The organism is Streptomyces sp. C1-1 (assembly GCF_050214755.1).
In the GTDB taxonomy this organism is placed as follows: domain Bacteria; phylum Actinomycetota; class Actinomycetes; order Streptomycetales; family Streptomycetaceae; genus Streptomyces.
In genome coordinates, this window is record NZ_CP189826.1 from 7,057,465 (window position 1) to 7,070,015 (window position 12,551).

Below are 12,551 nucleotides of genomic sequence, written 5' to 3' on the forward strand. Positions count from 1 at the left end.
CGTACGGGCGGCGCCGTCCCATCCGGCGCCGCGCATACGGCTACGGCAGCAGCCGCCCCCGACCACACCCGCGACCACGACGACCCGACCACGGTCACGATGCGACAACACCGCCCATGACCAGGCCGACATCCCCGCCGACAACCGACCGCCCGCCGGTGCGCCCACTACGGCGAATCCGCAGGTCACCACGGGCCATATGGCGTGGTCGGCAGCCCGACATCCCCCTCTGCACACCCCTGCGCTCGCCCTGAACAGAAAGAGAAGGTGACGGGGACGGCGGGCGGACGGGCGGGCGCGTGCCGCCGGGGGATCGGGGCGGGTGCATCTCATGTTGCGCGTCGGCGGGCGCCTCCGCGCTCCCGCGCCGCACGAAGCGACGCCCACGGGAAGCACCTTGCCGGGTGCGGGCGGCGGCTTCGATCATCACTACCAGCACCGTTGTGCTGTGGAGTGCAGCAGCCCCTCACGGTTGAGCCCTCGTCGCCACACCAGGTGGTAGAGGCCGTCCGTGGACTCGTCCCGGAATGGGGGATATCAACGGTGGGGAGGCCTCCTTGAGGCTCTACGGCGCAAGGTCGGCGAGCAGGACCTCCAGGACCGCCTCCTCCTCGACCCGCACCCCCAGTGCGGTCAGTGTCCTCGCCAGGTCGGCATCCCATGCCGCCTCGGCCGGTGTACCCGTCAACGGCGGGGCCAGGGGCGTGGCGGCTGCCGCGGCGCGGTAGTCGGCGGCGGTGTAGTGCCATGGCTGCCATGGCACGTGGCGCAGCAGCGTGCCGGCGATGCGTAGCCCGCCCCAGTCGAAGTCGCCGTGGTAGCGGAGCGTGGATCCCTGGCTGTGCAGGTGGCGCAGGAGGGTGAGGGCGGCGGCCGAGGGCTGGCCCTGGAGGCAGATCAAGGGCGCGCAGCCAGCGCCGTGGGTGTCGGCCGTGGTGGCCAGGACGGCCGGGTTCTCGCACACGGACACCACCTTGGGCGCCGTCCGCGGCGGTGCGTGGGTGAGCTGGCGCAGCGTCAGGACCACCGGTTCGCCCGCGTCCGCCAGCCAGTCCAGGGCGGGCGTGCCGCGCAGGCCCAGAGTCAGGACGGTGGAGGACAGGGCGTCTTTGAGCAGGCCGGCCGAGGCCCAGGCTTCCCGGCGCCACTCGGCTCCGCTGCCGTCCCGGAAGCCCGTCAGGGCGCGCACACCGGAGAGGACGACGGTGGCGAGCGGGGTGCCGTCGTCGAGGGCGTGGGCGTCGCCGAGTACGGCGTTCGCGAAGGCGGGCAAGGACACGGCCGGGTCGGCCGGTAGCGCCTGCAGTGCCGCCGCAGTGCCGGTGAGCAAGGTCTTCGCCGCCTCGGGGCTGCGGGCGAGACGGCGTACGAGGCCGTCCTGGCGCAACCGTTCGGTCCAGGCGGACAGTTCGGGCCCTAGCTCAGCCAGAGGGGTGTAGGCGTCCTGCCAAGCCCGCACCTCTCGTTCACGTACCTCGGCGAGGCGGGCGATCGGGCCGGTGAGGGCCGTCACGGCCGGGGCGAGACCTTTGGAGCTGATGGTGGAACGGCGCAGGACCTCGTCCACTGCTTCCAGGCGCACGCTCAGCGAGCGGCCGGTGCCCGGGCTGCGGCCCAGCAGGCGTTCGGCGGCCGCGCGCTGGGCGGGGGTGGGGGCCGCCAGGGTCACCGGGCCGGTGAGGGGCTCGTCGCGCTCCATGCGGCGGCGTACGCGCTCGACCAGCCAGCTCAGATCGGGGTCGCCGAGCAGGCGGTGGAGGCGGTCTCGGTCGATGGGCCGGCCGGGCTCCTCGGCGGGGCCGCTCATGGCCACAGCCCACCCTGGTCGTAGCCCGTACCGTCGGCGGGTGCGGAGGCAGGTGTCGGCTCCGCGACGGGGGCGGTGGCGGCCGGGGGGCCCGCCTGAGGGGGGAGTACCGCAAGGCCCTGCTCCGGTTCGCCGCCCCGCACGCGTTCGGCGCCGTCCCACTCCCACCGCGTCACCAGCACCGCCGCGATCTCGTCGACACGCGAGAGCTGGGCGATGGCGATGCCGGGGACTTGCGGGTAGCAGGCCCATTCGCGTTCGGAGGTCATCACCACGTCCAGGTCGAAGGCGTGCAGCAGGCCCAGGCACTTGGCGCGCGAGTCGTCGTCCACGCCCGCGAACGCCTCGTCCAGGGTGACCAGACGTGGCGCGTCGGGGGCGGCCGTGGCGTAGTGCGAGGAGGCGGCGGCGAAGAGGGGGACGGAGACGGCCAGGACGCGTTCGCCGCCGGAGGCGGGGCCGGTGGCCGAGACCCAGGTGCCGTGCTGGCGGCGTTCGATGCCGAACTCGTGCCAGGAGCGGTAGTCCAGGGCGGCGGTGAGGACCTCCAGCCAGCTGCCCGCCGCGTCGTCGGACTGCCTGCGGGCGATCTCGGCCTGCAGGAACTCGCCGACCGCCGCCCGGTCCTCGCCCGTCCAGGCGTCCGCGGACTGGCGCAGGCGTTCGCGGGCCTGGGTCAGTCCGGTCGGCGCCTTGCGCGAGGGGCGCCACACCAGGCGCAGCTTCATGCCGGTGGAGGTGGGCCGCTGCTGCAGTTCGGCGTTCATGGCCCCCACCTGGCGTTCGGCGGCCGCGATCAGCTCCTGCAGGGTGCCGGCGACCTCGGTCAGCAGGTGGGTCTCGAGGATCTCGCGTTCGTGTGCGGACAGGATCCGCGCCAGTTCACCCACCTCGGTGGCCAGGGCCGCGGCGAGTTCGGGGACGCTTCGGCGACGGCCCTGGTAGACGATGTCGACGACCATCGCGTCCTCGCCCATGTGGGCGGTGGCGGTGTGTCCGTCGCGGGAGAGGGCGTCCTGGAGTTTCTTGTACTCCTCGCTGAGCCGTTTCTGTACGCGCTCCCAGGCGCCGTCGGAGTCGTCGGTGCCGGACGGGCCCGACAGCTGCGCCTCGACGGCGCGGGCGAGTGCGATGGCCGGGGTGGCCGCCCACCCTCCCTCGTCCAGGGGTGGCAGGACCACCTCGGGCAGGGCGACCGTGAGCAGACCGGTGGCCGCGAACCGCTGCAACGCGGCGATCGCCTCACCGCGCGAGGCGGCGGCCTCCTCCACGTCCTTCTCCAACTGCTCGATACGGCCCTCCGCGCGACCGACCCGCCGGCCGGCATCGGCGTGCTCCTGGCGGCGACGGCGTTGCTCGTGCTCGCACGCCGTCAGCTCCTGCGCCGTGACGGCCAGGAGCCTCTCCAGTTCCGCCACGGCAGCGCCGACGGTGGAACGCAAGGTCGTGTGACGTTCCTCGGCGGCGACCGCGTAGCGGGCCGCGTCCTCGGCACGCAAGGCCAGTTCCGCCACCCGGACGCCGGCCTGCTCGGCTTCCGTGCGCTCTTCGGCCAGCACACGCCTGGCATCGGCGCGCTCGCGCAGGGCCGGCCACATGGCGGCCAGGACAGCGGTGTACTCGGCCAGCGCCTGACGGACCGCGGTCAGCGCGGGCCGGTCGGCGGGCAGGTTCACGGCGGCCGCGGTGTCGGTGAGTTCGGAGGCCGCCTCGGCCTCCTGACCGGCTGCCGCCACCAGGGCTGCGGAGTATTCGGCCTGTCGGGCGCGGGCCCGGTGAGCGGCGTCCGCGGCGGCCGCGGCCAGCGCGTGCGCATGGCGCAGGCCGGCCTCGTCGGGGACGGCGGCCAGTTCCGCGTCCAGCGTGCGCCGGCTGCGGGCCACCCTGGCCTGCTCGGCCTCGAGCCTCTCCACCTGGCCGGCCAAGGCGTCGAGTTCACCGCGTACGACGGTGATGCGGGCCCGGCGGGCCTCCTCTTGGGCGCCCTCGCCCACGTACACGGCCGCCTGCTTCGACCAGCTGCCGGTCAGGGCCCCGACGCGGAAGCGGCCGTCCACCGAGACCCAGGTGTCACCCGAACCGTCGGCGCCCAGGCCCACCGCGGCCAAAAGGCGGACCACCGTCTTCTCGCCCACCGCCACCGCCTGCGCGTCCCCGTGGTCCACGGCGGGCCGTAGCACGTCCCCGAGTGTGCTCCCGGTGAGAGGGGCCCCCGGCGACAGCAGGACGTCATGGCCGTCGGCGTGCAGGGCGGTGCCGTCGGGGAACACCCAGGCATCCAGCAGACCGGAGGCCTCCAACGCCGCCTCCAGAGCGGCGCGTTCACCGGAGGTGACGTGGTCGTGGAAGTCGACCAGGCGCCACAGCGGCGCCCCGGGTGCCTGCTCGCGCCTGCCGGGCGTTCGCGTGTGCGGCGCAGTGGGGCCGCGCTGGCCGCCTGCCTCCAGCTCGGCCAACTCCCGCGTCATCTCGGCGCGTCGGTCTGCCAGTTCCGTCAGCTGCCGGCCGAGGACCGCCGTCCGGTCGGCCAGTAGTGCGGCGCGTGTGCGATGGGCGTCGGCGGTGTGCACGCGCGCGGGGGAGGGTCCCTGCAGGTGAGTGACCCAGTCCTGCAGACCGTCCAGCAGGCCCGCCAGGTTCTGGATCCGCAGCTCCTCGCATCCGTCGATGTGCTCGCGTACAGCGGCAACCAGCTGCCGGCCTGCCTCGCCTGCGACGGTCTCGGCCTGCGCCTGCCGGTCGGCGGTGTGCACGGCCTCGGTCTGCGCCTCGTCCATCCGGCGGGCGGCGGCGCGCCGTTCGGCGGCGGCCTGTTCGGCGCGCGCGGCCAGCCGTTCTACGTGATCGAGGGTGCGGCGCCTGCGCGCCACCGACTCCTCGGCCACGCGACGCAGTTCGGCCTCCGGCGCGCTGTCGGTGTGCAGTTCGTCGTCGACGCGGGCGGCCGAGGCCGCCTCCCGCTCGCGGGTGAGCGTGTCCGCGACCTGCTGTTCGGCCCGCGCGAGCCTCTTGTCGGCGCTCTGCAGCCGGCTCACGGCGCGGGTGTGGGCCTGGGCGGCCTGTTCCCGGTCCGCCTCGGCGCGGGCCAGGTCCGATGCGGTGCGGCGGGCGTCGGCGGCGGCCTGCTCCAACTCGCGGGCGCTGCGCATCTCGGGGCCCTCGCGCAGCGCCGCCTCCTGCGCCTTCAGCCGTGCGACGGTCTCCTCCAGCCGCGCGATGCGTTCGGCGATGTGCTCGCGGTCCTCCTCGGCCTGTGATCGTTCGCCCCGGGCCTGCGCGAGGTCGCGGTTGAGTTGTTCGTAACGGGCGTGCTCGTGGCGTGGCAGCCGGGCTCGGCGGCGGGTGGCGACGCGGGCGTAGCGGCGGTAGTGGTCCAGGAAGGCGGAGGCGGCTCGCTCAGCCTCGGCGGCCGCCCGGAGTTCCTCCTTCTCCTCGTCCAGGGACCGGAACGCCTCGGCCGCATCGGCGATCACCGCCTGGTCCATGGGAGGCAGGGCCTCGGTCAGCGCACGTGACAGAGCCGCCTCGTTGGGCCGCTTCGACAACTGCGGCTGGCGCAGTTGAATGAGCAGGTCCACCAGGGCCGCATACCGCCGCTCACCCAGGCCGAACAGTGCCTCGTCCACCGCCCGGCGATAGGCGGTGGCCGTGTCGTACACCATGCCGTGCCCGGCCAGGGCCTCGGCGAGCCGGTCGCGCGACAGCGCGGTGCCGGTGGCGTCCAGCAGAGCGAGCTCCACCCCGATGCGCTGGTCGGTCACGGCGTACCAGTGACGGGCGATGCCTCGCCCGGCGACCGCCTTCAGCCCGCAGATGAGGGTGAGGAAGCGGTCCTGCCCGGTGGTCTCGTCATGACGGCCGAACTCGATCCACGTGTAGCCCAGCCGCTCGGGGTGCGGGTGCTGCCCGCCCAGCAGCAGGTTCCATTCCATGCGCTTGCCCGGGTCGGCGTCGGGCTCCACACGTCGCGGCGACAGGTCGCCGTCCAGGAGGAAGGGCAGGGTCAGGGCTAGGACCTTGGACTTACCGGTGCCGTTGTTGCCGCGCAGCAGCAGCCGGCCGTCGCGGAACCAGAACTCCTCGGTGTCGTAGTAAAAGAGGTCCACCAGGCCGATGCGCAGCGGGCGCCACCGGCCGGGCGCGGGTGCGGGCGGGGCGTGAAAGGCCGAATCATGGGCAGGCACGGTGCTCACGCCTTTCGCAGCGAGGTACGGGGAGCGGGGATGCCCGGTTGCCGCACGACGGTCTCACCGACCGCGTAGCGGGCCAGTGCGGGAAGGGGGACGATGCCGCCCGGCGCGGCGCTGACCAGGCCCAGCGCGAGCAGCTTGGCCAACGCCTGCTCGACCAGTTCACCCTCCGCGCCGGGCTGCTTGGCGCTCTTGGACCAGAATCCGCCGTGCTCCAGGGCCAGTTCCCGCACCCTGTCCTCCAGCTCGGCTCGGCTGACCGCGCCGGAGGAGGCCGCGAGGTGTTCGGCGAGCAACAGCGTGACGTGCCCGTGGGTGCCCTGCTCGGGCATCCGTACGTCGGTGAGGTCATCCTGCGGATCGACCATGGCGATGCCTTCGGCGCGCACCTCGGCAACCAGGCCGGTCAGTTCGGTGATGCGGGCGGTGATGAAGGCACGCTGACGGGTGAGGTAGGCAAGCTCCTCGTCGCTCAGCTCGGCGTAGTACAGCACCGGATCGTCCAGCAGGCGCCGGGTCAGCCGCTGGCGGACGGCACGGAAGCGCAGTTCGTCGCTGTCCAGGGCGCTTTCGGCGGTCAGTTCGGCCAGCCGTTCCTCGAAACCGCCGGCAGTGATCATCGATGGGCCGCGGCGGGCGGCCAGCAGGCCGGCCAGGACTCGACGCTGGACGTCGTAGAGGACATCGCCCGCCCCGGCGACGTAGGCCTCCTCGTCCCCGGCCACCCGCCGCAGTACCCCGTAGCGCATGAGCAGCCGCACCACCGCCGCCAGATCCAGGCGTTCCGCGCGCCGCTCCAGGGTGAACTCGATACCGGCGGCGACGAGATGGGGATCAGCGGCGTCCAGGACGACCTGCTCGGCGAGCCGGCCGAGCGCGACCTGCGCCTCGCCCCGCTCCAGCGCGGCCAGCGCCAGGCACAGCAGCACGTATCGGCGGCGGGTGAAGGGCGCGCGGGAGCGGGAGGCTTCGCGCGCCGGATGGGTGGCATCCGCCAAGGTGCCCGGTGTCCGGCCCAGGCGAGCCGCCTCCGCATCCACCCGCAGCGGCCAGCCGGTATTGCGATCGAACCAGTCACGCAAGTCACCTGCGTGCCGGCGCACCTGGCGGAACTCCTCGGCATGAGGGCCGTGGGCGAGCAGCAGGGGTTCCTTGAGCAGGGCGCGAGCGGCCTGGTGGAACTCGGCGGTGCGCCGGCCGTCCAGCACTTCGCCCAGCGGTGTGCTCATCGCTGCCCTCCCGGGTCGGTGTCGTCGGCGCGCACCAGGCCGGTCCGGGTCAGATCGGTGATCTCGACCAGGTGGTCGGGCCCGCTGAAGATGCCGCCGGGGGTGCGGATCTCGGCCCTCGTGCCGTCCGCCAGAGCGGTGAGCCGGATCTCCATGGTGCCGTCGTTGCTGGTGGCGACGGTGGCTGTCATGCCGGGGCGCCAGGTGGCCAGTGCGTCGCCGAGGAGGTGCAGGAACAGACCGAAGGCGAGCGGGTCGAGCCCGCCGAGCGCGGACAGCCGCGTCGTGCCGTCGGTCGCCAGACGGGCGCGAGCGGCCGTGATCTCCTGCGTCTGCCGGGCGGCGATCTCGGACAGGCGCCTGCGCTGCGCGGAGCGGTCCTGCACCCGGCGGGTCCTGCCGCGCCGCTCGTAGCTGCCGGTACGACGCAACTGGGGGCTGATGCGCAGGGGCTCGGCTTCCGCCCACGAGGTCGACGCGGTCACCGGGTGGGCCGCGCGCCGGTCCAGGGTGTCGGCGTCGACGGTGAGGTGACGTGCCGGATACAGCCCGAACGCCGCCCGCCACAGCCGGTGCCGTGCCTGATCGTCGGGAGCCTCGGCGAACCAGCGGGCCAGAGTGCGGAAGTCCGCCGAACGGTCCGAGCGCCCGGCACGCCGCTCGTTCAACTGCCGCACCACAGCCAGCAGCTGCGGAATCGCCCCCAGAGCGCGCCCGCGCAGCAGGCGTGCCTGCGACTCACGGCCGTCCGCCGATACGAACCAGGCGGCCAGACCCGACCATTTCGCCCCCCAGCGTTCGTACGCCAGCGTCTCCGCGCCCTGGGCCTCCTCCGGCGCGGCATCGGCCGACTCCCGGGTCGCCGCCAGCCGCAACAGCCCTTCGACCCGGCCTTGATCTTCCAACTCGCCGATGAGCAGCGCGATCCGTCCGCCCAGGGTGATCAGGTCCTGGATGAACCGCTCCAGGTACTGAATCAGACGGTCCTTGTAGGCGAGGAACACCTCCACCTCGACGTCGTGCAGGTCGATGGTGCGCTGCAAGGAGCCCATGAACGCCCGCGCGTTCTCCGCCAGTGCCTCGAACCGGCTCGTCAGCGCCGTCAGCGCCAGATGTGCCCTGGCCGCATCCGGCTCACCTTCTTCCATCTCGACGGCAATGACGAGCAGGGCCCGCAGCTGGGTGACGATGTCGTGCAGGGCCACCGCCTGCAGTGCGCCGCGCCGCCCCAACGCCTCGTCGTAGGTGGCCAGCGCCTGCTCGGCGGCCTCACCGGCCCGGGTGAGCTGGTAGATGAAGCGCTTGCGGTAGAAGTCCTCGACCGCGGTGACCCGGGAGGTATCGGGATCGGCCCGTAGATTGCCCCACTCCACGAGGCTGTCAAGCGCCTTGACCACGGTCTCCAACTCGGCGGGCCGATGCTCCGGCGTTAGCGCCGCGGACACGTCCTCGGGCCGCAGATGGATCGCGAAACGCTCCTTGGCGGCCAGAAATGCGCCCATCACCCGGCGGTACAGCACTGCGTTCGGCACGGTGAGGTGAGCGAAGGGCGAGTACCCCGCCCGCGGTCCGGAAGGCGTCGACATCATCGTCGTGCATTCTCCCCGACGAGGGCCCTGCTTCGGCACGCTTCGCCCGAGCTTCACCCACCGTCACGCCATGGTCGGCTGTGCCTCCGAAGCCGGACGTTAGCCTGAGGCTCCACCACACATTCTCAACCGCCGAAGGGCTGTGGGAGCGGAGGACCATGAACGGCGACCTCACCCGGGCGACGCTCAAGGAACTGGCCGGGCACCGTTCCTTCGAGCGCGGCCAGGGATACCTGAACGCGGTGACCGGCGTGGAGGTCGGGGACGGGTGGGTCACCGCGACCGTCCACGGCACGGAACGCTACGCCGTCGAGCTGAACCTGGACAGCTCTCAAGGGGTCCGGGGCGCGTGTGACTGCCCCTACGGACTGGAGGGCAACTTCTGCAAGCATCTCGTCGCCCTGGGACTCACCGTCCTCGCCCAGCGGGACGGCCTGCCGCGGCAGCGCGAGGCGGCCCGGCAACGGGAACAGACCCTCAACACCTGGCTGTCCACCTTCTCGAAGGACGAGCTGCTCGCCCTGGTGCACGAACAAATCGACCAGGACCGGCAGTTGCGCCGCCGCCTGGAACTGCGGGCCGCCAGCGCCCACGGGGACCTCGCCGGAGTCCGATCCCGCATACGGGAACTGCTCGACATCGGCCCGTTCGCCCAGTACGGCTACGTCGAGTATGCCGACGCCCGCGCCTACGCCGAACAGGCCATGCAGGTGGCAGCCGCGATCGACGCGGTGACCGAAGCCGGCCATGGTGATGAGGCGATCACCATGGCCGTGGAAGCCATGCAGCTGCTGACCCAGGCGGCGGACAGCGTCGACGACTCCGACGGCGGACTCGGGCAGGTCGGTGCCTGCCTCGCCGAGGCTCATCTCAACGCCTGCCGCATCGCCCGCCCCGACCCCGAGAAACTTGCGCGCTGGCTCATACAACAGGCCCTCGGCGACATCGACGGCGTCACCGACATCGACCCGCTCGACTACGAAGACGTGCTCGGCGAGCGAGGCATGTCCACCTTGCGGGAGCTGGCGATCGAGGCGTGGCGCAGAAGGCGCACCGGCTGGGCCGAGAGATCGCTGATGCAGCACCTGGCCAGGGCTGGTGGCGACGTCGACCTGGTGATCGCCGTACACGCGGCCGACCTGACGGCCAACGGGCACACGCATCTGCTCATCGCGCACGAGCTGGACGCCGCAGGACGCTCCGAGGAGGCCGTCGACTGGGCCGAACGCGGCGTTCGGGACGCGCCGGATCTCGGCGCGGTGGACACCGCCCTCGTCGACTACCTATGTGAGCGCTACCTACGATCCGCCCGGCTCGCACAGGCCGTCGCCCTGCGCCGCGCGCACTTCGGCGCCCGGCGCTCTCTGCTGACCTACCAGCAGTTGCGTGCCGTGGCTCGCGCCGCCGAGTGCTGGCAGGGCGAACGCCCCCAGGCACTCGCCCTGTTGCGCGGCGAGGCGGAACAGTCGACCGGGATTCGGTACGCCGGCCCGGTTCTGGTCGACGCCCTGATCGACGACCAGGACGACGAAGCCGCCTGGGAGGCCGCCCATGGCATCGGCGCCGACGGCCGACAGTGGCGCACCCTCGCCGATCGCGTCCGTGTCAGCCGTCCCGCCGACGCGCTCGGCGTGTACCTGCGCCTGGCCGAACCGCTCCTCGGGCAGACCGGCAACACGATCTACGAACAGCTCGTCGGCCTGCTGGTGAACGTCCGCGACTGCCACCGCCTGCTCGGCACGCAGGAGGACTTCACGGCGTACGTGACTGCCCTGCGCGGTGCCCACCGGCGAAAGCGGAACCTGATGCGCTTGATGGACGCGCACGGATTGTGAGCCCGATGGCGCTGCGGCAGCTCCGCCGCCCCGTCTCCCGCACAGCGGCTGGAGGTGGGTGTGCGGCGGAGCTGCCCGGTGACCTGCGGAGCCTTGCTCTTCCGGTCGGCTGCCTCTACGAGCGGCGGGTGCGGCGGGTCATGTAGAGCGCGCCTGCGCCGAGGGCGATCACCGCGGCGGCGCCGCCGGCTATCGGGCCGACCGGGGCGCTTGAGCCGGTCTCGGCCAGCGGCGGAGTGCTGTCGCTGGGCGAGGGGGTCGGCGTGGTGGGCGGTGTCGACTGCAGCGGCGGGACGTCCGGAGTGGTCGGCGGCGTGGTGGCCGAGGACGGCTTCGTCGGGGTGGCCGGCGGGGTCGTCTCCTTCGCGGGCGGCTGGCTCGCGGGAGGCGTGCTCGGGGTGGCCGGGGTCGACTCCGACGGCGTGGGCGAGCCGGGCTTGTCCGGGGTGCAGGGCTTGTCACCGCCGTTCCACGCGGCGATCAGGTGGTACGGGGTGACGATGTTGTCGGGCTCGTACGGGGCGGGGCCGTGCCCGTCCCCCGACTTGCCGTCGTAGATGATGTCGTCGCCGTACAGGTCGATCTGCCCGTAGCAGTCGGGCGTCTTCACGGCCAGCTTCTGCCAGGTCCGCTTGGCGTCGCCGCTGTTGTCGGCGACGTCGGCGGCCGTGAGGTACACCGTCGCGTGGTCGACGAGGGTCTGGTGGCCGGAGGTGTACCAGTTGGAGCCCTCGGTGGTGTACTCGGCCAGCGAGACCGGGTACTTGCAGCCGTCGCCGACGGTCTGCCCCGGGGCCAGGCGCACTTCTACGGTGCCGGGGACGGCGGTCCACTGGTGGAAGCCGCCCTGCGAGGTCCAGTCGGCGCCGACCGGCTTTCCGTCGGCGTCGACGATGCGGTACTGCACGGTGGCGGACTGGCAGTCGCCGGCCGTCGTGGCGCTCGCTGCGGTTGCCCCGAGCAGGGGAGTGGCGGCGGCGAGGAAAGCGGTTGCGGCGAGAGCGGCCGAGGTTCTGGAGCGAGGGGAGCGCGTCAAGATCTGCCTCTGTGGAATCAGGGGTGTGGGAGGTGAGTGGGCGCGCGGCCGACAGGCACGAAGACGAGGAGTTCGTGGCGGGGCCACTCGCGTCACTTCGCTCACTTCAGAAACAGTGAGTCAGCCGGATTCTCGCCGGTCCTCACAGCTCCCGTCAATCTCTCAACCATCCATAGGGTCGTTCATGGCGAGAACGCGTCGGGCCGCCCGCTGGGGCAGGAGGCGGACGGCCGCTATTGAGACGAAGTGGTGGTCGCCACGGGCGGTTACGGGCCCCCTCCATCTCGGACTTATCTGACTTCACACGCCCTGCATTCATCATCCGGGACTGGCAGAACTACCGGGCAAGCGCACCCACACGCATCGACGCTCTCCAAGTCGTCATCGACATGGGTGCGGAAACGTGCCCCATCCTCGGTCTCGGCTCGCACGTCGATCCTCATGCTTTTTTGAACTCCTTCCGGGCTCTGCTCCGTTGTGCGGGCGTGGGCCGGCGATGTCGGTCCGTCGGCGGGTTCGGGAGGTTGTACCTGTGTTCACGTCGTCCGTTCCGTCTGTGGAGACACCCGTCCGTCCTCGCCTCGGCCCGCAGGGGCTGCTGTGTCGGCGTAGGGCTGGTACCGACGCGGAGGGGAGGTCGGAGCGGGACGCAGGGGGCGTGCCACCCCGACTCCGGGCGCTCCCGGAGCCTCCCTGCTCCCCCCTGCCACCCGCCCTCCTGCCCCTGCCGGAAGGGTTCGAGCTGAACCGTCCCGCGTCCGCATCCGTCGTGCCTCCGCAGGCGGCGTCCGATCGTCTGCGATCCGGCGCAAGCGCGATCTGAGAGGCATGTTTTATGCGCTTTATGCGTTCTATGCGCAGACGC

General features: G+C 72.3%; 6 protein-coding genes. 1 reads left to right on the forward strand and 5 read right to left on the reverse strand.

Annotation, left to right across the window (positions count from 1 at the left end; genetic code table 11):
- Positions 1-565: 565 nt before the first annotated feature.
- From ACQF4J_RS32075 to ACQF4J_RS32090, 4 genes are read right to left on the reverse strand one after another with little or no spacing between them, the layout of a single operon-like run.
- Complete coding sequence (locus ACQF4J_RS32075) at positions 566-1,807, reverse strand: TIGR02679 family protein (protein WP_427167421.1); 1,242 nt, start codon at positions 1,805-1,807, stop codon at positions 566-568.
- Positions 1,804-5,991, reverse strand: coding sequence for a TIGR02680 family protein (locus ACQF4J_RS32080; protein ID WP_427167422.1), 4,188 nt, complete (start codon positions 5,989-5,991; stop codon positions 1,804-1,806). Before ACQF4J_RS32080 ends, ACQF4J_RS32075 begins: the two co-directional genes overlap by 4 nt.
- Before the next feature lie 5 nt (positions 5,992-5,996).
- Positions 5,997-7,226, reverse strand: a complete 1,230-nt coding sequence (locus ACQF4J_RS32085; protein WP_427167423.1) for a TIGR02678 family protein — start codon at positions 7,224-7,226, stop codon at positions 5,997-5,999.
- Entirely contained in the window at positions 7,223-8,815 is a 1,593-nt protein-coding gene (locus ACQF4J_RS32090) for a TIGR02677 family protein (protein ID WP_427167424.1), read from the reverse strand. The genes ACQF4J_RS32085 and ACQF4J_RS32090 overlap by 4 nt, the downstream gene beginning before the upstream one ends.
- Before the next feature lie 158 nt (positions 8,816-8,973).
- Between ACQF4J_RS32090 and ACQF4J_RS32095 the strand changes: the two genes are divergently transcribed.
- The gene (locus ACQF4J_RS32095; RefSeq protein ID WP_427167425.1) at positions 8,974-10,650 is read left to right on the forward strand and encodes an SWIM zinc finger family protein; all 1,677 of its coding nucleotides are present in this window, start codon (positions 8,974-8,976) and stop codon (positions 10,648-10,650) included.
- Positions 10,651-10,765: 115 nt separating this feature from the next.
- On the opposite strand, the gene ACQF4J_RS32100 is transcribed toward ACQF4J_RS32095, so the two are convergent.
- Positions 10,766-11,686 carry a hypothetical protein gene (locus ACQF4J_RS32100; protein WP_427167426.1) on the reverse strand — a complete coding sequence of 307 codons (921 nt, stop codon included), beginning with the start codon at positions 11,684-11,686 and terminating at the stop codon, positions 10,766-10,768.
- Positions 11,687-12,551 lie beyond the last annotated feature (865 nt).